This window comes from Nocardioides eburneus, from assembly GCF_040838215.1.
GTDB lineage: Bacteria > Actinomycetota > Actinomycetes > Propionibacteriales > Nocardioidaceae > Nocardioides > Nocardioides eburneus.
Window position 1 is genome coordinate 1 of record NZ_JBFPJR010000028.1, and the last position, 23592, is coordinate 23592.

The 23592-nt window shown below is 71.3% G+C and carries 25 protein-coding genes; 9 read left to right on the top strand and 16 right to left on the bottom strand.

Annotated elements, in window-relative coordinates:
* The first annotated feature begins 329 nt into the window (after nucleotides 1-329).
* The gene (locus AB3X52_RS14615; protein ID WP_367994827.1) at nucleotides 330-863 is read left to right on the top strand and encodes a DUF1990 domain-containing protein; all 534 of its coding nucleotides are present in this window, start codon (nucleotides 330-332) and stop codon (nucleotides 861-863) included.
* Nucleotides 864-912: 49 nt separating this feature from the next.
* On the opposite strand, the gene AB3X52_RS14620 is transcribed toward AB3X52_RS14615, so the two are convergent.
* Entirely contained in the window at nucleotides 913-2511 is a 1599-nt protein-coding gene (locus tag AB3X52_RS14620) for an ABC-F family ATP-binding cassette domain-containing protein (protein WP_367994828.1), read from the bottom strand.
* A gap of 66 nt (nucleotides 2512-2577) precedes the next feature.
* Here AB3X52_RS14620 and ypfJ point away from each other — a divergent pair, with 66 nt between their 5' ends.
* On the top strand, nucleotides 2578-3546 hold the full coding sequence (gene ypfJ / locus AB3X52_RS14625; protein WP_367994829.1) for a KPN_02809 family neutral zinc metallopeptidase: 969 nt from the start codon (nucleotides 2578-2580) through the stop codon (nucleotides 3544-3546).
* Nucleotides 3547-3564: 18 nt separating this feature from the next.
* On the opposite strand, the gene AB3X52_RS14630 is transcribed toward ypfJ, so the two are convergent.
* Genes AB3X52_RS14630 through AB3X52_RS14640 form a run of 3 tightly spaced genes read right to left on the bottom strand, consistent with a single transcriptional unit; the run spans nucleotide 3565 to nucleotide 6961 of the window.
* Nucleotides 3565-4470 carry a phosphotransferase gene (locus tag AB3X52_RS14630; RefSeq protein WP_367994830.1) on the bottom strand — a complete coding sequence of 302 codons (906 nt, stop codon included), beginning with the start codon at nucleotides 4468-4470 and terminating at the stop codon, nucleotides 3565-3567.
* An 11-nt stretch (nucleotides 4471-4481) separates the two neighbouring features.
* Entirely contained in the window at nucleotides 4482-6047 is a 1566-nt protein-coding gene (locus tag AB3X52_RS14635) for an ABC transporter permease (RefSeq protein ID WP_367994831.1), read from the bottom strand.
* The gene (locus AB3X52_RS14640) at nucleotides 6044-6961 is read right to left on the bottom strand and encodes an ABC transporter ATP-binding protein (protein WP_367994832.1); all 918 of its coding nucleotides are present in this window, start codon (nucleotides 6959-6961) and stop codon (nucleotides 6044-6046) included. Before AB3X52_RS14640 ends, AB3X52_RS14635 begins: the two co-directional genes overlap by 4 nt.
* Nucleotides 6962-7250: 289 nt before the next feature.
* Here AB3X52_RS14640 and AB3X52_RS14645 point away from each other — a divergent pair, with 289 nt between their 5' ends.
* From AB3X52_RS14645 to AB3X52_RS14660, 4 genes are read left to right on the top strand one after another with little or no spacing between them, the layout of a single operon-like run.
* The gene (locus AB3X52_RS14645; protein ID WP_367994833.1) at nucleotides 7251-8060 is read left to right on the top strand and encodes an ABC transporter ATP-binding protein; all 810 of its coding nucleotides are present in this window, start codon (nucleotides 7251-7253) and stop codon (nucleotides 8058-8060) included.
* Entirely contained in the window at nucleotides 8057-8848 is a 792-nt protein-coding gene (locus tag AB3X52_RS14650) for an ABC transporter permease (RefSeq protein WP_367994834.1), read from the top strand. Before AB3X52_RS14645 ends, AB3X52_RS14650 begins: the two co-directional genes overlap by 4 nt.
* Nucleotides 8845-9618: an IclR family transcriptional regulator gene (locus tag AB3X52_RS14655; protein ID WP_367994835.1), complete on the top strand. Its 774-nt coding sequence runs from the start codon at nucleotides 8845-8847 to the stop codon at nucleotides 9616-9618. The genes AB3X52_RS14650 and AB3X52_RS14655 overlap by 4 nt, the downstream gene beginning before the upstream one ends.
* A gap of 27 nt (nucleotides 9619-9645) precedes the next feature.
* Nucleotides 9646-10743 carry an ABC transporter substrate-binding protein gene (locus AB3X52_RS14660; RefSeq protein WP_367994836.1) on the top strand — a complete coding sequence of 366 codons (1098 nt, stop codon included), beginning with the start codon at nucleotides 9646-9648 and terminating at the stop codon, nucleotides 10741-10743.
* A gap of 124 nt (nucleotides 10744-10867) precedes the next feature.
* On the opposite strand, the gene AB3X52_RS14665 is transcribed toward AB3X52_RS14660, so the two are convergent.
* The 12 genes from AB3X52_RS14665 to AB3X52_RS14720 form a co-directional block, all read right to left on the bottom strand.
* A complete protein-coding gene (locus AB3X52_RS14665) occupies nucleotides 10868-11305 on the bottom strand; it encodes an aconitase X swivel domain-containing protein (protein ID WP_367994837.1) in 438 nt (145 codons plus the stop codon).
* Nucleotides 11302-12594, bottom strand: a complete 1293-nt coding sequence (locus AB3X52_RS14670) for an aconitase X (protein WP_367994838.1) — start codon at nucleotides 12592-12594, stop codon at nucleotides 11302-11304. The genes AB3X52_RS14665 and AB3X52_RS14670 overlap by 4 nt, the downstream gene beginning before the upstream one ends.
* Before the next feature lie 174 nt (nucleotides 12595-12768).
* Nucleotides 12769-13383, bottom strand: a complete 615-nt coding sequence (locus AB3X52_RS14675; protein WP_367994839.1) for an acVLRF1 family peptidyl-tRNA hydrolase — start codon at nucleotides 13381-13383, stop codon at nucleotides 12769-12771.
* Nucleotides 13384-13434: 51 nt separating this feature from the next.
* Nucleotides 13435-13950 carry an ASCH domain-containing protein gene (locus AB3X52_RS14680; RefSeq protein WP_367994840.1) on the bottom strand — a complete coding sequence of 172 codons (516 nt, stop codon included), beginning with the start codon at nucleotides 13948-13950 and terminating at the stop codon, nucleotides 13435-13437.
* Nucleotides 13951-13963: 13 nt separating this feature from the next.
* Complete coding sequence (locus AB3X52_RS14685) at nucleotides 13964-14347, bottom strand: metal-sulfur cluster assembly factor (protein WP_367994841.1); 384 nt, start codon at nucleotides 14345-14347, stop codon at nucleotides 13964-13966.
* On the bottom strand, nucleotides 14347-14823 hold the full coding sequence (gene sufU / locus AB3X52_RS14690) for a Fe-S cluster assembly sulfur transfer protein SufU (RefSeq protein WP_367994842.1): 477 nt from the start codon (nucleotides 14821-14823) through the stop codon (nucleotides 14347-14349). Before sufU ends, AB3X52_RS14685 begins: the two co-directional genes overlap by 1 nt.
* Before the next feature lie 5 nt (nucleotides 14824-14828).
* Nucleotides 14829-16103 carry a cysteine desulfurase gene (locus tag AB3X52_RS14695; protein WP_367994843.1) on the bottom strand — a complete coding sequence of 425 codons (1275 nt, stop codon included), beginning with the start codon at nucleotides 16101-16103 and terminating at the stop codon, nucleotides 14829-14831.
* Between the two features lie 27 nt (nucleotides 16104-16130).
* Nucleotides 16131-16889 (bottom strand): Fe-S cluster assembly ATPase SufC, encoded by a 759-nt coding sequence (gene sufC, locus AB3X52_RS14700; RefSeq protein WP_367994844.1) that lies wholly within the window; start codon nucleotides 16887-16889, stop codon nucleotides 16131-16133.
* Nucleotides 16886-17221, bottom strand: coding sequence for a non-heme iron oxygenase ferredoxin subunit (locus AB3X52_RS14705; RefSeq protein ID WP_367994845.1), 336 nt, complete (start codon nucleotides 17219-17221; stop codon nucleotides 16886-16888). Before AB3X52_RS14705 ends, sufC begins: the two co-directional genes overlap by 4 nt.
* Nucleotides 17222-17285: 64 nt before the next feature.
* Nucleotides 17286-18467, bottom strand: a complete 1182-nt coding sequence (gene sufD / locus AB3X52_RS14710; protein WP_367994846.1) for a Fe-S cluster assembly protein SufD — start codon at nucleotides 18465-18467, stop codon at nucleotides 17286-17288.
* Between the two features lie 49 nt (nucleotides 18468-18516).
* Nucleotides 18517-19935 carry a Fe-S cluster assembly protein SufB gene (sufB, locus tag AB3X52_RS14715; RefSeq protein ID WP_367994847.1) on the bottom strand — a complete coding sequence of 473 codons (1419 nt, stop codon included), beginning with the start codon at nucleotides 19933-19935 and terminating at the stop codon, nucleotides 18517-18519.
* Nucleotides 19932-20729 carry a helix-turn-helix transcriptional regulator gene (locus AB3X52_RS14720; RefSeq protein WP_367994848.1) on the bottom strand — a complete coding sequence of 266 codons (798 nt, stop codon included), beginning with the start codon at nucleotides 20727-20729 and terminating at the stop codon, nucleotides 19932-19934. Before AB3X52_RS14720 ends, sufB begins: the two co-directional genes overlap by 4 nt.
* 161 nt (nucleotides 20730-20890) lie before the next feature.
* Here AB3X52_RS14720 and AB3X52_RS14725 point away from each other — a divergent pair, with 161 nt between their 5' ends.
* The 3 genes from AB3X52_RS14725 to AB3X52_RS14735 are packed head-to-tail and all read left to right on the top strand — an operon-like array spanning nucleotide 20891 to nucleotide 23548.
* A complete protein-coding gene (locus AB3X52_RS14725; RefSeq protein WP_437440558.1) occupies nucleotides 20891-21838 on the top strand; it encodes an ABC transporter ATP-binding protein in 948 nt (315 codons plus the stop codon).
* Nucleotides 21831-22664, top strand: coding sequence for an ABC transporter permease (locus tag AB3X52_RS14730; protein ID WP_367994849.1), 834 nt, complete (start codon nucleotides 21831-21833; stop codon nucleotides 22662-22664). Before AB3X52_RS14725 ends, AB3X52_RS14730 begins: the two co-directional genes overlap by 8 nt.
* Nucleotides 22661-23548 carry a COX15/CtaA family protein gene (locus AB3X52_RS14735; protein WP_367994850.1) on the top strand — a complete coding sequence of 296 codons (888 nt, stop codon included), beginning with the start codon at nucleotides 22661-22663 and terminating at the stop codon, nucleotides 23546-23548. Before AB3X52_RS14730 ends, AB3X52_RS14735 begins: the two co-directional genes overlap by 4 nt.
* Nucleotides 23549-23592: the final 44 nt, after the last annotated feature.

Consider the following 23592-nt stretch of genomic DNA (forward strand, 5'->3'; position numbering starts at 1 on the left):
GGCGCAGCGTCGCCCGGTCGATGCGCGCGTCCGTGACGCTCCGGTCCGCGCGCATGCTGCGCCACACGCTGCTCATCCCGACCATGCCTGACATGGGTCCCAGGCTAGTGAGGGGCGCCGACGATTCTGAGCGGGTTCCCCGACAGGCGGATGGCCGACAGACGGATGCCCGCGGCGCGGGTCCTGGGCACAGGCCCGCAATGCAGGTGCCCCGCCGGCGTCTCGGGTCACCAGCGGGGCAAGAACTACTCTGCCCGGCGTCGGGCCGACTGTCCGCCGAATCCGGAAAAGTCACCGAAGATGAGCCGCTCTGGGGTCAGGATGGACCCGTGGTGGCTCTCCTCCCCGACGCCGTCGCCGCCCGCCTCGCGGCCGCGCCGCTCACCTATGCCGAGGTCGGCGCCACCGCGGACCTCCTGCCCGAGGGCTATCGGCACGTACGCCGCACGCGGGTCCTCGACGTGCCCTTCGACCTCGCCGTCGAGCGGCTGATGACGTGGCGGGTGCAGGAGGCGGCCGGCCTGACCGTCGCGTCGTCGGCTCGCCGCGTCGCCGAGGGCGCGACCGTCACGATGCGGCTCGGACCGCCCGTCCTCGGCCTCCGGATCCCGTGCCGGGTCGTCGAGGTGGTCGACGAGCCCGATGCCGCGGGCTTCGCCTACGGCACGCTGCCCGGGCACCCGGAGTCCGGCGAGGAGCGCTTCGTCGTCCATCGGGATGCGGCCGGCCGGATCGGCTTCACCGTCACCGCCTTCTCCCGCCCGGCGACGCTCCTGGTGCGCGCCGGCGGACCGCTGGTCCGGCGGGCGCAGGACCTCATGACCGGACGCTACCTGCGGGCGATGGAGCCGGGCGGTCGCTGACCCCACGGGCGCCGTACGCCGCCGTGGGCTGTCGACGCCGAGCGCGCGCTCAGGCGAGCGAGACGAGGTCGGCGTACGACTCGTTCCAGAGGTCCTCGACCCCGTCGGGCAGGATGAGCACCCGGTCCGGCTCGAGCGCCTGGACGGCCCCCTCGTCGTGGGTGACGAGGATGATCGCGCCCTCGTAGCGCCGGATCGCGTCCAGCACCTCCGCGCGGGAGGCCGGGTCGAGGTTGTTCGTCGGCTCGTCGAGCAGCAGCACGTTGGCACTCGAGACGACGAGCGAGGCGAGCGCCAACCGGGTCTTCTCGCCGCCCGACAGGACGCCGGCGGGCTTGTGGACGTCGTCCCCGGTGAAGAGGAACGAGCCGAGCACGGAGCGGGCGTCGGTGTCGGTGAGCTGCGGGGCGGCGTACTGCATGTTCTCGAGCACGGTGCGACCGACGTCGAGCGTCTCGTGCTCCTGCGCGTAGTAGCCGATCTTGAGGCCGTGTCCGGGGATGACCATCCCGGTGTCGGGCTGGTCGACCCCCGCGAGGATGCGGAGCATCGTCGTCTTCCCGGCGCCATTGAGGCCGAGGATGACGACGCGGGAGCCCCTGTCGATCGCGAGGTCGACCGCGGTGAAGACCTCGAGGGCGCCGTACGACTTCGACAGGTCCCTCGCGGTGAGCGGGGTCTTGCCGCAGGGGGCCGGCGACGGGAACGTGATCGCGGCCACCTTGTCGGCCTGGCGCTCCCCCTCGATCCCCTCGAGGAGACGCTCGGCGCGCTTGAGCATGTTCTGCGCGGCGACCGCCTTGGTGGCCTTCGCGCGCATCTTGTTGGCCTGGTCGGTGAGCGTCTTCGCCTTGTTCTGGGCGTTGAGCATCTCCCGCTTGCGGCGCTTCTCGTCGGTTTCGCGCTGGACGAGGTAGTGCTTCCAGCCCATGTTGTAGGTGTCGATCGTCGCGCGGTTCGCGTCGAGGTGGAGCACCCGGTTGACGGTCTGCTCGAGCAGGTCGTTGTCGTGGGAGATCACGATGAAGCCGCCCTTGTAGGACTTCATCCAGTCGCGCAGCCACACGATCGAGTCGGCGTCGAGGTGGTTGGTCGGCTCGTCGAGGATGAGCACCTCGGCCCCGGAGAAGAGGATCCGCGCCAGCTCGACCCGCCGGCGCTGACCGCCGGAGAGGGTCTTGAGCGGCTGGTCCATGAGCCGGTCGGGGATGCCGAGCGACTGCGCCATCGCGAGCGCCTCCGACTCGGCGGCATAGCCGCCGCCGGCGTCGAGCGCGTCCTGGGCGCGCTGGTAGCGCCGCATCGCCCGCTCGCGCTCGGTCGGGTTGTCGGACGCCATCTGCTCCTCGGCAGCCCGCATCCGGCGTACGGCGTCGTCGAGGCCACGCGCGGAAAGGATCCGGTCGCGGACGAGCACCTCGGGGTCGCCGACCCGCGGGTCCTGCGGCAGGTAGCCGAGCTCGCCGCTCCGGGTGACGCTGCCGGAGGCGGGCAGGACGTCGCCGGCCAGCACCTTCGTCAGGGTCGTCTTCCCCGCGCCGTTGCGACCGACAAGGCCCACCTTGTCGCCCGGACCGACGCGGAACGTGACGTTCTCCATAAGAAGGCGCGCGCCGACGCGGACTTCCAAGTCATAGGCCGTGATCATGATCGTCACTAGTCTATGGGCGGGGCAGGCTCGCCCCCGATTTCTCGGACGCACCAAGGGGACAGCATGCGTTTCAACCCGAAGGCCCGGCTCGACACCAGCCGGACCCGCGACGTCGGTGGCAGCGGCGGCGGTGGCGGCCTCAGCGGTGGACTGGGCGGTGGGAGCCTGCCGATCCCCGGCGGGAAGGCCGGCGGCGGCATCGGGACGATCGTGGTCCTGCTCGTGCTCTTCCTGGTCGGCCAGTGCACCGGCATCGGTCCCCAGCTCGGTGGGAGCGGCGGCAGCCTGGACACCTCCGCGTTCACCGGCGGCAGCGCCCAGGGTGCCGGCCTCGACGGCCAGTCGTTCGACTACTCCCAGTGCCAGACCGGCGACGACGCGAACGACAACGAGAACTGCGCCCTCGTCGCGGTGGAGAACTCCCTGACCGACTACTGGTCCCAGCAGCCCCAGATGGCGAGCCGGTTCCAGCCGGAGAAGGCGATCGAGGTCTTCCACGGCTCGGTCCAGACCGACGGGTGCGGCAGCGCGACGACCGACGTCGGGCCGTTCTACTGCCCTGGCGACAGCACGATCTACCTCGACACGGCCTTCTACGACACCGTCTTCAAGCAGCTCGGTGGCCAGGACACGACCTTCGTGCGCGCCTACGTGATCGCCCACGAGTACGGCCACCACATCCAGAACCTGCTCGGCACCATGAGCCGGGTCAAGACCCAGCAGGGCGCCACCAGCGACTCGGTCCGGCTCGAGCTCCAGGCCGACTGCTACGCCGGCATGTGGGCCGCCCACGCCGAGGGCGACGGATTCGTCGAGGACATCACCGACCAGGACGTCTCCGAGGGGATCAGCGCCGCGCACGACGTCGGCGACGACTACATCCAGAACAAGATGGGCGGTGGCTCCAACCCGGAGTCCTGGACGCACGGCTCCTCCGCCGAGCGGGAGGCGTGGTTCAAGGCCGGCATGAACGCCGGTGACGACATGAACGCCTGCGACACCTTCTCCGCCCGCGACCTCACCAACCCGTAGGACACCCTCAGCGCCGGCTCACCGCTCGAGCAGCGCCTCGACCAGCGCGGACTGGCGCTGCAGCGTGCGCAGGTGCGGCGCGACCGCGGGGTGCCGGTATTTCGCGGCCAGTGGGCCCTCGCCCGCAGCGACGCGGGCGAGGGCCCACTCCGCGCGCGTGAACGCCGTGTAGACCGCACTCACCTGCGCGCCGAGCACCACCGCGTCCCGGGTCGCCAGGCCCTCGGGCAGTCCCAGGAGGTAGGCGTCGAGCAGCGGCTCGAACTCCTCGCGCGCGGTGAGCAGGTAGAGACCGAGGTCGGCGCCGACCGGGCCGTAGCCCAGGCACGACCAGTCGATCGCGACGAGCCGGTCGCCGTCGCGGCCCGGCAGGTTGCCGGGCACGGGGTCGCCGTGCTGGGCGACCTGCGGGAGGCCGTCGAGCAGGTCGAGGAAGCGGCCGCGCCGCTGCCACAGCGCATGCGCCAGGTCGGCGGCCGTCGTACGCTCCAGCGTCGCCCAGCCGCCCCGGGACTCCACCCGGGCCATCCGGTCCCGGAGCTGGTCGCGCGCCAGCCACCGCACGTGCGCCAGGTCGGCGCCGGCGAAGCGCCCCATCGACAGCGCGACGAAGAGGCCCGAGCTGGCGGCGTCCTCGACCCAGTCGGTGGTGAGGGTGATCCCCTCGGCATCCTCCTCGACGGCCGTCCGGGCGCCGACCAGCCCGGGAGTGTCGTCGACGAGGGCGTACGTCGCGACGTCGGCCGGCCGTCGCCAGTAGGCGAAGTGACGCGGGTCGCTCAGCGCGCCCGGGTCGTACGACGTCGGCGCGGCGAGGCGCTTGATGACGACCGCCCGGTCGCCGACCGCGGCGCGCCACACGCCCAGGGTGGAGGGCCCGCCACCGCCCGGCAGCGGGTGCCACCCGGGCTCGGGCTCCCACATGACTCCGGACGCTAGCCGATGTCGCGGCGCCCGAGGCCCGCTTGGCCCGCGACACTCAGGGCGGCGGCGACCACGGCCAGCAGCACGATCGGCAGCCACCGGACCGGCTCGGCCGGGGCGAGCGCCAACCGGTCGAACGGCGAGAGCCCGCGCAGCCACCCCGGGAAGCGCAGCAGGTCGGCGAAGAACACCACCACGCCGGCGTACACCACCGGGAGCCAGGCCACCGGGAGCCACCGCGGCGCCCAACCGTGGAGGAACCGGGCCACCGCGGCCACGACGAGCACGGCGGGGATGTACTCGAGGACGCTGGCGCCGATGCGCAGCGCGTGGCCGGCCTCCCGGGTCGTGAGCACGTAGCCGCCGCCCAGGCCGACGCCCGCGGCCCCCAGCACGATGATCGTGCCGGCGACCGTGACGACCGTGTGCCCGAGCAGCCACGAGCGACGTGGGAGCCGCGTGACGAGCAGGATCTCGGCGTGGCCCGCCTCCTCCTCGTGCCACGGCCGGTTCGCCGACGAGACCGCGAAGCCCGCCGCGATCACCGCCAGCATGACCGCCGCGGTGCCGTAGAAGCCGTCGACCAGGCTCACCCCGCCCTGCGCGAGCATGTCCGTGACGGCCTGGGAGTCCCCGATGACGTCGCCGACGTCGTTCCCGATGGCGCCGTAGGCGAGGCCACCGAGGAAGAGGCCGCCCGCCCACCCGATCACGCTTCCGCGCTGCAACCTGACCGCCAGCCCGAGACCACCGCGCAGCCGCCCGTCGGCCGGCCCGGCGCTCACGGGACGCAACCCGTCGCCGTAGTCGCGTCGGCCCAGGAGCCAGCCGCCCAGGACCAGCGTCCCGGCCGCCGCGACCACGATCACCGCCAGCGGCCACCAGCGGAGCCCGGAGAAGGCGTGCAACTGCTCGTACCACCCGATCGGGGAGAGCCAGGACAGGACCGGGGCGCCGACGTCGCCGACGGCGCGCAGCGCGTACGCCGCGCCGACCGCCCCGCCGGCGAGGCCGTAGGCCCCCCGCGCCGTCCCCGCGACCTGGGCGGCCACATAGCTGCCGGCGGTGAACACGGCGCCGCAACCGGCCAGTCCCAGGCCCAACCCGAACGAGTCGGCCGGGTCGAGGCCGGTCGAGGCGACGGCGAGCGCACTGAGGACTCCCGCGACGACCGAGACCACGAGGCTCACCGTGACCCCCGACACCGCGGGCGCGAGCCGACCGACCGGCGCGGCGCGGACCAGCTCGTCCCGGCCGGCCTCCTCCTCCGCCCGGGTGTGGCGGACGACGACGAACATGGCCATCACGCCGACCAGCACGGCCCCGAACGCCTGCACCTGCCAGGCGACCTGGCCGCCCACGGTGTCCAGCGCCCGGGTCGGGCCCGCCATCGCGACGTACGCGGGATTGCCGTCGAGCGCGGCGGCGGCCTGGTCCAGCGCGTGCTGCGAGGTGTAGGTCTGCGGGATGCTCACCGCCGTGACCCAGTAGAGCGCGACGAGGCCGACCGTCCACCAGAGCACGAGCCACCGGTCGCGCCGCAGCGCCGCCCGGACGAGCCGCACCGTGCCGGTCACCGGGTCTCCGCGCCGAGCTCGTCGCCGTAGTGGCGCAGGAACAGCTCCTCGAGGGTGGGCGGTCGGCTCGCGAGCGTGCGGATCCCCGCCTCGCCGAGACACCGCATCACGGGGTCGAGCGCGGCCGTGTCCACGGAGAGGCTGACGCGCGACCCGGTGACCACGAGATCGTGGACGCCGGGGATGTCGGCGAGCTCGGGCACCGGACGGTCGAGCTCGGCCGACACCGAGGTGCGCGTGAGGTGTCGCAGCTCGGACAACGTCCCGCTCTCGACCGTCCGGCCCGCCCGGATGATGCTGACCCGGTCGCAGAGCTCCTCCACCTCGGCGAGGATGTGGCTGGAGAGCAGCACGGTGCCGCCGCGTTCGCGGAAGGCCCGCACGTGACGCTGGAACACCGCCTCCATCAGCGGGTCCAGCCCGGAGGTCGGCTCGTCGAGGACGAGCAGGTCCACCTCGGCGGCGAGCGCCGACACGAGCGCGACCTTCTGCCGGTTGCCCTTGGAATAGGTCCGGGCCCGTTTCGTCGGGTCGAGCTCGAACTCCTCGACGAGGGCGGCCCGCCGCTGCCGGTCGAGCCCGCCCCGGAGCCGACCGAGCAGGTCGATGATCTCGCCGCCCGAGAGGTTGGGCCACAGGCTCACGTCCCCGGGGACGTACGCCAGCCGCCGGTGGACCTCCACGCCGTCCCGCCACGGATCGAGCCCGAGGATCCGCGCTGTGCCCGCGTCGCCGCGCAGCAGACCCAGCAGCACGCGGATGGTGGTCGACTTGCCGGCACCGTTGGGCCCGAGGAAGCCGTGCACCTCCCCCGCCGCGACCTGCAGGTCGAGGCCGTCGAGCGCCCGGAAGCGGCCGAAGGTCTTCACCAGCTGCTGGATATCGATGACGGCCGCCGTAGTCACGGTGCTCACGATAGGGATCGCGTGCGCCGTACGACGTCAGCGACGCGTCGCGCCGTCCCGCGGCCGGCGCGCCGGGGCAGCACCACCGACCGGCCCTCGATCTCCCGCTCAGCGGAAGGACCGAAAGTCGTGCCACGCCGCGGCGGCGTCGCTCGCGGCCGGCCCGATCCCGGTGAGCGGAAGGGCTGGTACTCGGCCGCGAGGGCCGATGCCAGCATCGCGCTGTGACGTCGCTCACGCCGTGACAACCGACCCGCCGGGAGGGCCAGTGACACACACCAGCGCCGAAGACGCACCGATGACCACGACGGTGGGACCGCCTCCAGGCGACGTCAGCATCGCCGTCTCCGGGGTCTCGAAGGTCTTCACGACCAAGAAGGGCAACGTCGAGGCGCTCCGCGACATCGAGCTCGACGTCGCTGCAGGTGAGGTGGTGTCGATCATCGGCCGCTCCGGATGCGGGAAGTCGACGCTGCTGCGCATCATGGCCGGCCTCCTCGGTCCGACCGCGGGCAACGTCACCATCAACGGCCAGCCGCTGTGGCGTGGCGGCTCCGTCGACTCCTCCGTCGTCCAGAAGCTGGGCGTCGTCTTCCAAGACGCCAACCTGCTCCCCTGGTTCGACGTCATCGACAACATCGCCCTGCCGCTGAAGCTGCGCGGCGTGGACAAGACGACCCGCCGTCGGCGCGCCACGGAGCTCCTCGACCTCGTCGGACTCGGCGGGTTCGCCGGCTCCTATCCGCGCGAGCTCTCCGGCGGGATGCGACAGCGCGTCGCCATCGCCCGGGCGCTCAGCCGCGACCCCGAGCTGCTGCTCATGGACGAGCCGTTCGGCGCCCTCGACGCGCTCACCCGGGAGCGGATGAACCTCGAGGTGCAGCGCATCGTCGCCGCCACGGAGGCCACGGTCGTCTTCGTCACCCACGACATCGCCGAGGCGGTCTTCCTCGGCGACCGCGTCGTCCAGATGACGCCCCGCCCGGGCCGCATCGAGGAGACCACCGACGTCCACCTCGCACGCCCCCGCTCCATGGACGTGCAGACCACCCCGGAGTTCGGCACCCTCGTGCGCCATCTGCGCCACTCGTTGGAAGGAGAGCTGTGAGCACTCGACTCCGTCGCGGCCTGCCCTGGCTCGCCACGCTGCTGCTCGTCGTCGTGATGATCGCCGTGTGGGAGGTGGTGGTGCGCGCCATGGACGTCTCCTCCCTGATCCTGCCGCCGCCGTCGATGATCGCCGACCGGCTCGGCGAGATGCTGCGGGAGTCCGAGACCTGGCACCACACGCTCATCACCGCGATGGAGACGGTCTTCGGGTTCGCCATCGCGGTCGTCTCCGGCGTGGCCGTCGGGGTGCTCATCGGCAAGGTGGCGTGGCTCGAGACCACGCTCCGGCCGATCATCGTCGGCATCCAGGTGGTCCCGAAGGTGGCCCTCGTGCCGCTGTTCGTCATCTGGTTCGGCTTCGGGATGACGAGCAAGGTCGTCGTCGCGGCGATCCTCGCCTTCTTCCCGATCATGCTCAACGTGCTCCTCGGGGTGAAGTCGCTCGACCAGGGGCATCGCGACGTCATGCGTTCGCTCAACGCCAGCCGGGTCCAGACGTTCCTCAACCTCGAGGTCCGCAGCGTGATGCCGTACCTCCTGGCCGGCATGGAGACCGGGATCGTCTTCGCGATCATCGGAGCCATCGTCGGGGAGTATCTCGGCGGCAGCGACGGGCTGGGCTTCATGGTCGTCACGACGCTCAACCAGTTCGACGCGCCCGGGCTCTTCGGCGTGATCGTCATCCTCTCGGTGCTCGGTCTGGTGCTGTACGCCCTCGTCTACTCCCTCAAGCGGGTCCTCATCCCGTGGCACGAGTCGGTCTACGCCCAGAGGCTCGACGGGTGAGCGTGCTCGCGTCCGGTACGCCGATGTGCGACCGCCCCGAGACCGCGGAGCCGGTGCCGAAGTCGGCGCTCGGCCGGGCCCACCGTCTCTTCAGCTGCTTCCACTACGACGAGACCCGGCTGACCCTGTCGGAGCTGAGCCGCCGCTCGGGGCTCCCGCTGTCCACGACCCACCGGATGGTCACCGAGATGGTGCGCCTCGGCATGCTCGACCGCGACCGGGACGACCGCCTCTGCATCGGGGTCAACCTCTGGCGACTCGGGCTGCTGGCCGGCACCTACGGCATCCAGCGGGTCGCACTGCCCTACATGCAGGACCTCTACGCGACCACGGGCCTGCCGATCCACCTCGCCATCCCGCAGGGCGAGCAGACCACGGTCGTGGAGAGCCTGCGCCCGCTCGAGCAGCGTCTCGAGCGGCCCCGGATCGGGCAGCACGACCCGATGCACGTCGTCGGCAACGGCATGGCGATCCTCGCCTTCAGCGATCCGCCGCTCCAGCAGCGCTATCTTGCGCGCCTCGCGTGCACGGAGGCCGAGGACGTACGCCGCGAGCTCGCCCGCACCCGCACGATCGGCTACTCGGTGAGCACGCGGCGGACCGGCCCGAGCATCGCGATCGGCGCGCCCGTGCTCGACCGGGGCGGCCGTCCCCTTGCGGCCATCTCGATCATCGTGCCGCCGGGATCAGCCGTGACGCCGTACGGCCATCTCATGCGTGACACCGCACACGCGGTCCAGCGGATGGCCTGGGACCAAGCCCTCGTCTAGCCGCCCAACCCCCGAGGAGGAGACTCGATGTCGACCCAGCCCACCCCCGCCCTCTCCCGTTCCCTGTGGTCCAGGCTCGGGACGCGCGAGCCGACGCTGACGCGCGGCGGCTTCCTGCGCGCGGCCGCCGCCGGCCTCTTCGCGACCGGTGCCGCCGGCAGCCTCGCGGCCTGCGGCGCCGCGGACAGCGCCTCCGGCGGCGGCTTCACCTACGCGAGCATCCTGCCGTTCGACACGCTCACCTTCATCCCCGAGATGATGGGGACGGCCGGCGGCTACCTCTCCGACCAAGGCGTCGACATGAAGGTCGAGATCGCGCGCGGCACCGCCCAGGCGATGCAGACGGTCCTGGCGGGCAAGGCCCCGGTGGTGCGTCCGTCCATGATCGACCTCGCCACCGCGCGGACGACCGCCAAACAGCCCCTGGTCGCGATCGGGACCGTGATGCGCGGCCCGTCGGTGGTGCTCAACTACGCGAAGAACGACGCCCTCGACGACCCCACGAAGCTGGTCGGGAAGACCGTCGGCATCCCGTCGAAGGGCGGGACCAGCGAACAGACCCTGCTCCTGATGCTCACCGACGCGGGCGTCGACCCCGACGATGTGAAGCGCCAGGTCGTCGGACAGTCGCCCTCGACCTGGGAGCTCGTCCGCCGCGGCCAGCTCGCCGGCTTCATCTCGGGCATCGACGTCAGCCTCATCATCCAGAGCCAGTACGACGACGCCGCGGCACTCGACCCGGGGAAGTACTCCTCGATCCAGTCGACGACGCAGATCTATGTCACGACCGAGGATGCGGTCCAGAAGCAGGCCGACAAGCTCACGGGCTTCCTCTCGGCGATCCGGGCGAGCATGCAGGCCGTGATCGACGACCAGAGCCGGGCCAAGAGCATCCAGACGCTGCGCAAGAAGTACCACTTCGCCACGCTCGACGACGACGCCATCGCGAAGCGTGCCTTCGACGTGTACGTCGACCTGTGGACCACCCAGGCCAACGGCCGCAAGCTGCTCGAGACCGACCAGGAGAAGTGGGTCGCCGGCATCGAGAAGCTGCAGAAGCTCGGCTACATCTCCGGGGTCTCGAAGCCCGAGACCTGGATGACGAACGACCTGCTGAAGGCCTGAGTGGGCAGGATCCCACCGACCGGTCCCCGCAGCCGAAGGGCTGCGGGGACCGGTTCGTCATCTCAGCGGCGCCGCACCACGCGGCGCGGAGCCGACCCGAGCCGGAGCCGGTCCGGCGCGCGGGTCAGTCGTCGTGGATCACGAGCGCCCCGTCGGCCACCGTGGCGGGGCAGCCGTCGCGCAGCAGCGCGTAGGCCTCCTCGGGCACGTCCATGACCGCGGGGACCCGGAGGACCGCGAGGGTGAGCGCGAGCTTGGCGTTGAGGCGCCGGGTGACGATCGCGGCCGGTGCCTTGTCCTGCAGTTGGGCGAGATGGAGCTGCCCGGACCAGCCCGAGGAGCCCTTCGCGCCCGGCATGACCAGGACCGTGCCGGCCACGCTCCGGCCGCGCTGTGGGTGGCCGACCTCCACGATGTTCCCGGTCCGTGGGTCGATGCCGCCCCAGCCCGGGATCTCGCTGGTGCACAGCAGGACGGGTCCATGGGCACGCCCCGGCACCAGGGTCCGCACGGGGAAGCTCCGCTGGCTCATGCCGCCGGTCGCTCGCTGGCGCTCGCTCATGCCTCCCACCTCCCGGTCAGCGCCGCGCGGACGCAGGCCTCGGTGTCGCCGAACCGGCCCTCGATCCCCATGATCGGCGGCAGGTAGTGGACCTGCTTCGCCGAGTCGGTGGCGAAGCGCCGGGCTCCCGGAGGGACGAACTGGCCGATCGCGGGACAGGTGTCGGCCATGACCCGCCCACCGGCGCGCTCGATGATCTCGACCCAACCGTTGCGGCGCGCCACCTCGCGGAGCGCGCTCGGGGTGAAGACCCAGAACGTGACGCCCGGGTCGATCCGCCGGCCCTCGAGGAGACGGGCCACCTCGCGCACCTGGCTCAGGGCCGCGTGCGGGCAGCCGATCATCACGAAGTCGATCTCGTCCCCCGTCGCCGTCGAGTTCAGGTGCTCGACGACGCGGTCGACGTCCGCGCGGGTGAACCGCAGCTCGTCGACCGGCTCACGGCCCCCGAGAGCCTGCTCGACGCTCGCGGCCTCCGCCGTGACGCCGGGGATGTGGTAGAGCTCGACGTCGCCCGAGGAGTTCGCCGCTGCGCCGAACTGCTTGATCGCGACCGGGTCCACCGGCCCCGCGATGCCCTCGATGACCGGGATCTCGTCGCGCAGGTGCCATCCGAGGAAGTAGCCGAGGACGCTCCAGTCGAAGACCGACTCCACGGGCACGTCCAGCCGGACGAGATGGGTCGCCAGCCGATTCTCCGGAAGGTGCAGGCCGGCGTACGGGATGCGTCCGGTGAGCATGGCGGCCGCGGCCGACTCCCGGCCCTCGGTGTTGGTGCGCGCCCCCAGGACGGAGTTGATGTAGGGCACGGCCGAGGACTCCATCCACGCGCAGTGCTCGCCTCGCGCCGGCACGTTGCCGACCTGGTACGGCGTGCAGGTGCTCAGGATGCTGACGCCCCGGGAGGCCAGGTAGTCCTCGCTGACCGTGATCTCCTTGTTCGTCTCCTCGCTCAGCCCCTGCAGCTCCCAGAGCTCACGGTCGCGCGGCCCGATCAGCTGGCAGCTGTGGGCGCGGACCGGAGGGACGTCGACCGGGTGGTCGGCGTTGAGCGCGAACTCCGAGAAGAGCGCGACCGGGTCGGAGGTGCCGAGCACCCGGCTGTGACGTGGACCGAAGATGGTCGCGCCGCACACGTTGTCGGTCTCGACGAGCCGCTCGGCGCCCAGGATCTCGCCGTAGCGGACCAGCAGGTCCATGGCGGCGGCCACGGCCTCGCCGTCGCTGCCGTCGGCCATCGCCCGCTCCTCGTCGGTCAATTGGAGGGACCCCGTGCCGAAACCCGTCATGCCGCCCGCCTTCCGTCGTGGTTGCCGTCAGGCAACCACCGCCCCGCCCGAGGGCTGAACACCGCTTCCGGTCGCTGGAAGCGCCGCGCCGACCACACGCGTGCCATCGGAAGGCGGCCGCCGCCGGATCCCGCTCACCGGAAGGTAGAGATCAGCGCGGTCGCACCGGCAGCCTCACGACCCGGCGTTGTGAACCTCGATCCGGACGGCCGCGGCATCGCGGACGGCCTGGTCGAGGGTCTCCCGCCGCGGCTCTGGTACGGCGAGCCACGGCTCGACCACGCTCAGACCCACCAGCCGGGCGTCGGCGAGCACCTCCCCGACGGCCGCGTGGTCGCCGCCGGTGACGAGCGGGCCGTCCAGCCCGGCGAGGACACGAGCGGCGTGGTCGGCCGCGGCCTCGTAGGCCTCACGGGCCTGGTTGGCCCGTCGTCGGGCGAAGCGCTGCTGGCTCCACCCGCCCGCCTTCGTCCGGCCCTGCACGTGGCGGCGGCCGACCTTGTGGGCCGACAGCTCCTCTCCCGCGACGCGGGCGACGGCGAACCCGCCCTTGCGCACAAGGAGAACGCCCCAGTCGGCGGGCGGCGCCGCGGCCGCCGCCAGCGCGCGGGGCACCGGGCCGCCGGCGTACTCCTGGGCGAAGGGAAGGCGCGCGGCGAAGGTCGAGCCGTCCTCGGCGACGCCGTGGAGCGCGCCGCCGGCGACGGAGAGCACCGTGCGCCCGTGCCGGGTCTCGAAGTTCGTGACCCACCGCTCCACCCGCGCCGGCGCCACGGCGACCAGCGGCATCAGAGACCGCCGTCCGTACGCGCCACCACGGGATTCACTCTCGGGCTCCGCTCAGCGCTGGTAGAGCACGGCGAAACGCTCCAGCACGACCGGCATCGTCGGCGAGAACCCCCGACCGTGGGCGGCGTAGGTGGTGAAGAACCGCTCGTGCACCTCGCGCCAGTAGCGCAGTGAGCGGTCACCCTCGCCCTCGAGGAACGCGTGCTCCTCGCCCACCTCGTCGAACGGCACGACGTCGACTCGAGTGGTCGCCAGCAGCGCGCGCGGGTGGCCGCCGCCGTCCAGGACGATCCCCAGACCTCCGACGCTCGGGACGGGCTCGCCGGCCGCCTCGTAGTCCCACAGCGCGCTCGCGGTCGCGGTCTTCGTCCCCTCGAGCACGAGCGCCAGCAGCTCGTCGGCCTGCGTGGCGGTGCCGCCGAAGGACCAGGCGGGCGGCTGCAGGGACTCCAGGGCGGTCGGCCCGAAGTAGCCCGGCAGCTGGCTCAGGCGCGCGCGGCGCCGCGCCTCGGCCCAGAACGCCGAGACCTCCGCCTCGAAGGAGCCGTCGGCGGAGGTCTCGGTCATGGGGACCAGGGTGTCAGACGTTGAAGCCCAGGGCCCGCAGCATCTCGCGGCCGTCGGGCGTGATCTTGTCCGGGCCCCACGGCGGCATCCAGACCCAGTTGATGTGGACGTCGTTGACGATGCCGTCGAGCGCGGTCGAGGTCTGGTCCTGGATCACGTCGGTCAGCGGGCACGCCGCCGACGTCAGGGTCATGTCGATGACGACCTTCGACTCCGGCTCGATGTGGACCCCGTAGACCAGGCCCAGGTCGACGACGTTGATCCCCAGCTCGGGGTCGACGACGTCCTTCATCGCCTCCGTGACGTCCTCGATCGTGAGGGTGGCGCCCTCGGCGACGCTCGTCTGGAGACCGCCGTCGTGGCCGGTCTGTGTGGTCTGCTCGGTCTGCTCGGTCATCAGGCCTCCTGGGACAGGGACTGGCCGGAGAGCGACTGAGCCGTCGCGTCCTTCCAGGCCATCCACGACAGCAGCGCGCACTTCACGCGCGCCGGGAACTTCGCGACACCGGCGAAGGCGATGCCGTCCTCGAGGACCTCCTCGTCGGGCTCCACCGTGCCCTTCCCCTGCATCAGGGTCAGGAACTCGTGGTGGATCGCCATGGCCTCCTCCACGGACCTGCCGATGACGAGGTCGGTCAGCACCGAGGCGGACGCCTGCGAGATGGAGCAGCCGACGGCGTCGTACGAGACGTCCTCGACGGTTGCCGCCTCGCCCTCGCCGGCGAGGTGCACGCGGAGCGTGATCTCGTCGCCGCAGGTCGGGTTGACGTGGTGGACCTCCGCCTCGTGCGGGTCGCGCAGGCCCTGGTGGTGGGGATTCTTGTAGTGGTCCAGGATGATCTCCTGGTACAACGCATCCAGATCAGCACTCATGACACTCACCCCAACTTGAAGTAGGAGCGGGTGTATTCCAGGGCCTCGATGAGGGCGTCGATCTCGGCCGGCGTCGTGTAGAGGTACGACGACATCCGGGTCGAGCTCTGCACCCCGAACCGGGCGTGCGCCGGCTTCGCGCAGTGGTGTCCGGCGCGGACCGCGACGCCGCGGCTGTCGAGCACCTGCGCGACGTCGTGGGGGTGGACACCCTCGAGCTCGAACGACACCGCTCCTCCGCGCTTCGCCGCGTCGAGCGGGCCGAGGACGGTGAGACCCTTGACGGTCTGCAGCCCCTCGAGGGCGTACGCCGTGATGGCCTGCTCGTGGCGGTGGATCGCGTCCATGCCGATGTGGGAGAGGTAGGTCAGCGCAGCGCCCAGACCGACGGCCTCCACGATCGGCGGGGTGCCGGCCTCGAACTTGTGCGGGATGCCGGCGTAGGTCGAGCGCTCCATCCGGACCGTCTCGATCATCTCCCCACCACCGAGGAACGGCGGCAGCTGCTCGAGCAGCGCCCGACGGCCCCACAGGACGCCGATGCCGGTCGGGCCGACCGTCTTGTGGCCGGTGAAGGCCACGAAGTCCGGTCGCTCGTCGTCGGCCATCGCGGCGAGGTCGATCGGGAGCTGCGGCGCGGCCTGCGAGGCGTCGACCACGACGATCGCGCCCACGGCGTGGGCCTTCTTGGCGATCTCGGCGATCGGGTTGAGTGTGCCGAGCATGTTGGAGACCCAGGTGAGCGAGACGACCTTGGTCCGCTCGTTGACCAGCTCGTCGATCGTCGAGGTGTCGAGCTCGCCGCCGTCGGTGAGACCGAACCAGCGCAGCGTCGCACCGGTGCGCTCGGTGAGGAGCTGCCACGGCACGATGTTGGAGTGGTGCTCCATCTCGGTGATGACGACCTCGTCGCCCTCGCCGACCTGGAGCGGGCCACGCCACGCGAGCGTGTTCGCCACGAGATTGAGCGCCTCGGAGGCGTTCTTGGTGAAGATCACCTCGTCGCGGTCGGGCGCGCCGAGGAACCCGGCGACCACGTCGCGGGCGCCCTCGAACGCCTGGGTCGCCTCCGCACCGAGGTGGTGCATCGCGCGGGCGATGTTGGCGTTGTGCCGCTCGAGGTGGTCGACCATCGTGTCGATCACGATCTGCGGCTTCTGCGACGTGTTGGCGCTGTCGAGGTAGACCAGCGACAGGCCGTCCTCGAAGGTGCGCTCGAGGATCGGGAAGTCCTTGCGGACGACCTCGAGCTCGGGCAGCAGCCCGGGGATCTCACTCATGGCGACTCTCTTCCGGCTGTCGGTGGTTCAGACCGCGGCCTTGATGAACCTGTCGTAGCCGTTGGCCTCCAGCTCCTCGGCGAGCTCGGCGCCGCCCGACTCCGCCACCCGGCCGTCGACGAACACGTGGACGTAGTCCGGCTGCACGTAGCGCAGGATCCGGGTGTAGTGGGTGATGAGCAGGACGCCCTTGTGCTCGCGCTCACGGAACCGGTTGATGCCCTCGGAGACGATCTTGAGGGCGTCGATGTCGAGGCCGGAGTCGGTCTCGTCCAGGATCGCGACCTTCGGGTCGAGCAGGTCGAGCTGGGCCATCTCGTGGCGCTTCTTCTCACCGCCGGAGAAGCCTTCGTTGACCGAGCGCTGGGCGAAGGAGGTGTCGAGGTTCATCGCGTCGAGCGCGCCGTTGACGTCCTTGACCCAGGTGCGCAGCTTCGGCGCCTCGCCGTCGAGGGCCGTCTTCGCCGTCCGCAGGAAGTTCGACACCGAGACGCCGGGGACCTCGACGGGGTACTGCATCGCGAGGAAGAGGCCGGCGCGGGCGCGCTCGTCGACGGTCATGGCGAGCAGGTCCTCGCCGTCGAGCGTGACGCTGCCCCCGGTGATGGTGTACTTCGGGTGGCCCGCGATGGAGTAGGCCAGCGTCGACTTGCCCGAGCCGTTCGGGCCCATGATCGCGTGGGTCTCGCCGTCGCCGATGGTCAGCGTGACGCCCTTGAGGATCTCCTTGGGGCCGTCCTCGGTCTCGACCGAGACCTTCAGGTCCTTGATCTCGAGATTGCTCACTGCGGGGTGACTCCGTTCAGGGTGGTGGTGGTGTCGACGTACACGTCGTCGCCGTCGACACGGACGGGGAAGGTCGCGACCGGCTCGGTCGCGGGGAGCGCGTCGGGCTTGCCGGTGCGCAGGTCGAAGCGCGAGCCGTGCAGCGCGCACTCGATGTGGCAGTCCTCGACGTCGCCCTCCGAGAGGGGGTAGAGCGCGTGGGAGCACATGTCCTCCACGGCGAACACCTCCTCGCCCTCGCGCACGAGAACGACGTCCTGGGCGCCGACGGTGGCGGTGAACGCCGCGTCGCCGCTCAGCTCGGACAGCGCGCAGGCACGCTCGAACGTCATCGGGGCCCCCGGACGATTGTTCGTCGGGGAGCAAAGCGGAGGAGCGAAGAATCGGCTGGGGTGATCATGCCGGAAGCGCCTTCAGGACGTTCTTGGCGAGCTCGGCCTCGACCGTCTCGGTGAGCTTGTCCTCGATCTCGGGGACGCCGATCTGGCGGATGAGGTCGAAGAAGAAGCCGTGCACGACGAGCCGACGGGCCTCGGACTCCGAGACGCCGCGCGAGCGCAGGTAGAAGAGCTGCTCGTCGTCGAAGCGGCCGGTCGCGGACGCGTGGCCCGCGCCCTCGATCTCGCCGGTCTCGATCTCCAGGTTGGGGACGGAGTCGGCCTGGCAGCCGTCGGTGAGGACGAGGTTGCGGTTCTCCTCGTAGGTCTCGATGCCCTCGGCGACCTTGCGGATCAAGACGTTGCCGATCCAGACCGCGTGCGCGCCCTCGCCCTGCAGCGCGCCCTTGTAGACGACGTGCGACTTCGTCTTCGGGGCGGTGTGGTCCACGAAGAGGCGGTGCTCGATGTGCTGGCCCTCGTCGGCGAAGTAGAGGCCGAGCATCTCGACCGAGCCGCCGGGGCCGGCGTACTCCGCCGTGGCGTCGTGACGGACGACGTCGCCGCCGAACGAGATCGCGACGTGCTTGAGCGTCGCGTCGCGCCCGACCTTGGCGTGCTGGGTGGAGTGGTGGACGGCATCGTCGGCCCAGTCCTGGAGCGAGACGAGGGTCAGCTCGGCGCCGTCCTCGACGACGATCTCGATGTTGTCCGCGACGACGGCGGAGCCGTCGAAGGCGAGCACGACGGTGGCCTTGGAGAACTTCTCCGCGACGATGACCGCGTGGCCGGCGCCGGCGGTCTCGCTGCCGGTGCCGTGGTGGCGGACCACGGTGGCGCCGGGCGCCACCGTCTCGGCCGGGACGCGGACCAGCGTGGCGCCCGTCGCGGCGGCCCAGGCCCGCGCGGAGATGCGGTCGGTCGGGACCAGGCCGGACGACCCGCGCAGCGGCGAGTCCGCGGCGATCGTCTCGACGACGACGCCCTCGGCCGGCTCGACCTCGAGCTTCACCGCACCCTCGGCGAACGGAGCGTCCTGGTGGATCCCGCGCAGTCGCTTGAGCGGCGTGAAGCGCCAGATCTCCTCACGACCGGTCGGCACCGCGTGGTCCGCGAGGTCGAAGGAGCCCTCGGGGTGGAGATGGGACTCCACCTTGTCGAGCTCGAGCGCGTCGCGGACCTGGTCAACAGTGGCCGTCATGCGGGGTCCCCTTCAAAGTGCGAGTGCGGCGAGCAGTGTGACGGGGTGCTCATCCGACAGCACCCTCCATCTGCAGTTCGATCAGTCGGTTGAGCTCCAGGGCGTACTCCATCGGGAGCTCCTTGGCGATCGGCTCGACGAAGCCGCGCACGATCATCGCCATCGCCTCGTCCTCGGCCATGCCCCGGGACATGAGGTAGAACAGCTGGTCGTCGGACACCTTCGAGACCGAGGCCTCGTGGCCCATCGACACGTCGTCCTCGCGGATGTCGACGTAGGGGTAGGTGTCGGAGCGCGAGATCTGGTCGACCAGCAGCGCGTCGCAGAGCACGTTGGACTTCGAGCCCGTGGCGCCCTCGTTGACCTGGATGAGGCCGCGGTACGACGTCCGGCCACCGCCACGGGCGACCGACTTGCTCAGGATGGAGCTGGAGGTGTGCGGCGCGGCGTGGACCATCTTGGCCCCGGCGTCCTGGTGCTGGCCCTCGCCGGCGAAGGCGATGGAGAGCGTCTCGCCCTTGGCGTGCTCACCCATGAGGTAGACGGCGGGGTACTTCATCGTCACCTTGGAGCCGATGTTGCCGTCGACCCACTCCATCGTCGCGCCCGCCTCGCAGACGGCACGCTTGGTGACGAGGTTGTAGACGTTGTTGGACCAGTTCTGGATGGTGGTGTAGCGGACGCGCGCGTTCTTCTTGACGATGATCTCGACGACCGCGGAGTGCAGCGAGTCGGAGGAGTAGATCGGCGCCGTGCAGCCCTCGACGTAGTGGACGTAGGAGTCCTCGTCGGCGATGATCAGGGTCCGCTCGAACTGGCCCATGTTCTCGGTGTTGATCCGGAAGTAGGCCTGCAGCGGGATGTCGACGTGGACGCCCTTCGGCACGTAGATGAACGAGCCGCCCGACCACACCGAGGTGTTGAGCGCGGCGAACTTGTTGTCGCCGACCGGGATGACGGTGCCGAAGTACTCCTTGAAGAGCTCCTCGTGCTCCTTCAGCGCGGTGTCGGTGTCGACGAAGACCACACCCTGGGACTCGAGGTCCTCACGGATCTGGTGGTAGACGACCTCCGACTCGTACTGAGCAGCGACGCCCGCGACGAGGCGCTGCTTCTCCGCCTCCGGGATGCCGAGCTTGTCGTAGGTGTTCTTGATGTCGGCCGGAAGGTCGTCCCAGGTCGCGGCCTGCTTCTCCGTGGAGCGGACGAAGTACTTGATGTTGTCGAAGTCGATCCCCGACAGGTCCGAGCCCCAGGTCGGCATCGGCTTGCGCCGGAAGAGCTTGAGGCCCTTCAGGCGCAGGTCGAGCATCCACTGCGGCTCGCTCTTCTTGCTCGAGATGTCGCGGACGACGTCCTCGTTGAGACCGCGCTGCGCGGTCTCGCCGGCGACGTCCGGGTCGGCCCAGCCGAACTCGTACTTCCCGATGCCCTTGAGCTCCGGGTTGAGCTCCTCGATGGAGGTCATGTCGTGACCTGCTCCTTCTTCCTGGTCGAGCTGGTGGACTTCTTGGCGGCCTTGAGCGGCGTGGTGGTCGTGGTGCGTACGGCGGGAGCCGGCCGGCCCGGGTCCGGGCCGTGCGCGAGGGGGATGTGGGTGGTGCAGACCCCGTCGCCGTGCGCGATCGTGGCGAGCCGTTGGACGTGGGTGCCGAGCACCTCGCCGATCGCCTCGGTCTCCGCCTCGCACAGCTGCGGGAACTCGTGGGCCACATGGGCGACCGGGCAGTGCTGCTGGCACAGCTGCTCCCCCACGCCGCTTCCTCCGAGCTCCGGGACGTCCTTGACCGAGGCGGCGTAGCCCGAGGCGGTGAAGACCTCGGCGAGCGCCTCGGCGGGCGACAGCGACGCGTCGCGCGCGGCGACGGCCTCGAAGCCCTGCTTGATGAACGCCGCGCGCCGGGCGGCGAATTCCCGCACGCTCTCCTCGCCGGCCGTGTCGGACAGGTAGCGCAGCGCGGCGACCGCCAGGTCGTCGTACTGCTGGTCGAAGCCCTCACGTCCCTGGTCGGTGAGCGCGAAGACCCGGGCGGGGCGGCCACGCCCGCGCACCTTCGCGCGGGACTCGCGCGCCTCGACGGCGCCCTCCTCGACGAGGACCTCGAGGTGGCGGCGGACCGCCGCCGGTGTCAGGTCGAGCCGCTCGGCGAGCGCCGCGGCGGTCGAGGGGCCGTCGACGAGGATGGACCGTGCGACGCGGTGACGCGTCGACCGGTCGCTGTGTCCCTCCTTCGCAGAGAGAGGCGCCTCGTCGAATTTCACAACACCATTGTGACGATATTGCCGGGAGGGCTTCAAGGAAGGTCACCCTTACCTGCCCGGTGAGCCTGCTCACGGCCGGTCCGCACCCTTTCCCGAGAGCGTCCCTGAGAGGTTCCTGACCCGATTCCGCCCGGAGGCGACGACCTTCCTAGACTGGCGCGGTGTCCCGAGGTGTTGCCGAGCCTGCCGTGGAGGTCCGTGACCTTCGCATGACCTACGGCACCAAGACCGCCGTCGATGGTCTCACCCTCGACGTCGCCCGCCACAGCATCACCGCCGTCCTCGGGCCGAACGGCGCCGGCAAGACGACGACGCTGGAGACCTGCGAGGGCTACCGCAAGCCCCAGGCCGGCACGGTCCGCGTGCTCGGGCTCGACCCGGTCGCCCAGCGCGACGAGCTGCTCCCCCGCGTCGGCGTGATGCTTCAGGGCCAGGGCGCGTGGAGCGGGGTGCGCGCGATGGAGATGCTGCGCCACATCGCCCGACTCCACGCCGACCCGATCCCGGTCGACCTGCTCGCCGAGAGACTCGGCCTCGCCGAATGCGGCCGCACGCCCTACCGCCGGCTGTCGGGTGGCCAACAACAGCGCCTCGGACTCGCGATGGCGCTCGTGGGCCGCCCCGAGATCGTGTTCGTGGACGAGCCGACCGCCGGGATGGACCCGGCCGCTCGTCGTACGACCTGGGCGCTGCTCCGCGAGCTCCGCGACGACGGCGTCACCGTCGTGCTCACCACGCACTACCTCGAGGAGGCCGAGCAGCTGGCCGACCGGGTCCACATCATCGACCACGGCCGGCTGATCGCCTCCGGCTCTCCCCTCGAGCTCACCCGCGGCGGGTCGTCGGCCACCATCCGGCTCGTCGTGACGCGCCCGTTCCCGCCGGGCGCTCCCGACTCGCTGCGCGCGACGCTGGGCGCCGACACCGAGGTGGTGCAGCTCGACGAGCGGTCGCTGCGACTGACCGGGCCCGCCGACGCCACCACGCTCGCCAAGGTCTCGCGCTGGTGCGAGGAGAACGGCGTCCTGCCCGAGTCGCTCACGCTCGGCCAGCGCAACCTCGAGGACGTCTTCCTCGAGCTCACCGGACGGGAGCTCAGCCATGACTGACCTGCCAGGAGTGCCGGGCGTCTCCGGCGTGTCGGGTCGCCCGGACGCCACGGTCCCGGCCCACGCCGGCACCTTCACGCCGTCGCCCGGCGGCGCCCCGCTGCTCCGGCAGGTGCTCGCCCAGGCCTCCATGGAGGCACGGCTGATGCTGCGCAACGGCGAGCAGCTCCTGCTCGCCGTGGTCATCCCCGTCATCGTCCTCATCGGCGGCGTCAAGGGCGGTCAACACCTCGACCTCAACGAGTCCGACCCGCTCGTGGACATCTTCACACCCGGCGTGCTCGCCCTCGCGATCATGTCGACCTCGTTCACCTCGCTCGCCATCGCGACCGGCTTCGAGCGGCGGTACGGCGTGATCAAGCGCCTCGGGGCCTCGCCGCTGCCGCGCGTGGGGCTGCTCGCCGGCAAGGTCCTCGCGCTGCTGTGCGTCGAGGTGCTGCAGATGTTCGTCATCGGCGGCGTCGGCCAACTTCTCGGCTGGTCGCCGAAGCCCGAGGTCGTCGGCTTCGTGCTCGCGATCGTCCTCGGCACCGCCGCCTTCGCCGCGCTCGGGCTCTTCGTGGCCGGCACGCTGCGGGCCGAGGCGACGCTCGCCGCCGCCAACCTCATCTACCTGCTGCTGATGGCCGGCGGCGCCGTCGTACTCCCGCTCTCGGCCTACGGCGCGTTCGGCCACGTCGCCCGCTGGCTGCCCTCGGGGGCGCTCGGCGAGGCCGTCCGCGGCGCCCTGCTCGACGGCGTGGTCCGCTGGCGCGACCTCGGCGTCCTCCTCCTCTGGGCCGCGCTCGGCACCGGACTGACCGCAAGGACCTTCAAGTGGGAATGACCGCTCCCGCCGCCGTACGCCGCATCGACCTCGCCGGCTGGGTCAAGCCACTCGGCTGGGCCGCGCTCGTCGCCAACTGCGTGCTGGTCGTCACCGGCGGCGCCGTCCGCCTCACCTCGTCGGGCCTCGGCTGCCCGACCTGGCCACGCTGCACCGACCGCGGCCTGACGCCGCACGGCGAGCTCAACGTCCACTCCGCCATCGAGTTCAGCAACCGGCTGCTCACCTATCCCCTGGTGATCATCGCGATCCTGACCTTCGTGGCGGCGTGGCAGAGCGGCCGCCGTGACCTCCGCAACGTCGCGCTCCTCGCCGCGCTCGGCATCCCGGCGCAGGCCGTCGTCGGCGGGATCTCCGTCCTCACCGACCTCAACCCGTGGGTCGTCTCGCTCCACCTGGTCTGCTCGATGGCCATCATCGGCCTCACGGTGCTGTTCCTCTGGCGCGTCTATGCGCCGGCGGCCCCGGTCGTCCGCGGTCCGGTCGTCCTGCTCGCCTGGGCCAACTTCGCGGTCGCCTGGCTCGTGCTCTACGCCGGCACCGTCGTCACGGGCGCCGGCCCCCACGCCGGCGACGCCGACTCCCCGCGCAACGGCCTCGATCCACTGCAGATGTCGCAGGTCCACGCCGACCTCGTCTGCCTCTTCATCGGTCTCACCGTGGGCCTGCTCATCGCGTCGTACGCCCTCAAGGCGCCGGCCGCCACCCGCCAGGCCGCCTGGGTGCTCCTCGCCGTCGAGCTCGCCCAGGCGGCGATCGGGTGGGTGCAGTACTTCACCGACCTGCCGATCGTCCTCGTCATGTTCCACATGCTCGGCGCCGCCCTCATCTCCGCGGCCGTCACCTGGGTCCTGCTGCGCATCCGCCACGCCGCCGCCGAGTAGTCACCCATTCCCGCCGAGAAGTCACCCATTCCCACTGACCTCTC

Coding starts and splice junctions, on each gene's coding strand:
- AB3X52_RS14620 (WP_367994828.1), bottom strand. CDS start 2,511: ATGATCACGGCCTATGACTTGGAAGTCCGCGTCGGCGCGCGCCTTCTT.
- ypfJ (WP_367994829.1), top strand. CDS start 2,578: ATGCGTTTCAACCCGAAGGCCCGGCTCGACACCAGCCGGACCCGCGAC.
- AB3X52_RS14630 (WP_367994830.1), bottom strand. CDS start 4,470: ATGTGGGAGCCCGAGCCCGGGTGGCACCCGCTGCCGGGCGGTGGCGGG.
- AB3X52_RS14645 (WP_367994833.1), top strand. CDS start 7,251: ATGACCACGACGGTGGGACCGCCTCCAGGCGACGTCAGCATCGCCGTC.
- AB3X52_RS14660 (WP_367994836.1), top strand. CDS start 9,646: ATGTCGACCCAGCCCACCCCCGCCCTCTCCCGTTCCCTGTGGTCCAGG.
- AB3X52_RS14665 (WP_367994837.1), bottom strand. CDS start 11,305: ATGAGCGAGCGCCAGCGAGCGACCGGCGGCATGAGCCAGCGGAGCTTC.
- AB3X52_RS14670 (WP_367994838.1), bottom strand. CDS start 12,594: ATGACGGGTTTCGGCACGGGGTCCCTCCAATTGACCGACGAGGAGCGG.
- AB3X52_RS14675 (WP_367994839.1), bottom strand. CDS start 13,383: ATGCCGCTGGTCGCCGTGGCGCCGGCGCGGGTGGAGCGGTGGGTCACG.
- AB3X52_RS14680 (WP_367994840.1), bottom strand. CDS start 13,950: ATGACCGAGACCTCCGCCGACGGCTCCTTCGAGGCGGAGGTCTCGGCG.
- AB3X52_RS14685 (WP_367994841.1), bottom strand. CDS start 14,347: ATGACCGAGCAGACCGAGCAGACCACACAGACCGGCCACGACGGCGGT.
- sufU (WP_367994842.1), bottom strand. CDS start 14,823: ATGAGTGCTGATCTGGATGCGTTGTACCAGGAGATCATCCTGGACCAC.
- AB3X52_RS14695 (WP_367994843.1), bottom strand. CDS start 16,103: ATGAGTGAGATCCCCGGGCTGCTGCCCGAGCTCGAGGTCGTCCGCAAG.
- AB3X52_RS14705 (WP_367994845.1), bottom strand. CDS start 17,221: ATGACGTTCGAGCGTGCCTGCGCGCTGTCCGAGCTGAGCGGCGACGCG.
- sufD (WP_367994846.1), bottom strand. CDS start 18,467: ATGACGGCCACTGTTGACCAGGTCCGCGACGCGCTCGAGCTCGACAAG.
- sufB (WP_367994847.1), bottom strand. CDS start 19,935: ATGACCTCCATCGAGGAGCTCAACCCGGAGCTCAAGGGCATCGGGAAG.
- AB3X52_RS14730 (WP_367994849.1), top strand. CDS start 21,831: ATGACTGACCTGCCAGGAGTGCCGGGCGTCTCCGGCGTGTCGGGTCGC.
- AB3X52_RS14735 (WP_367994850.1), top strand. CDS start 22,661: ATGACCGCTCCCGCCGCCGTACGCCGCATCGACCTCGCCGGCTGGGTC.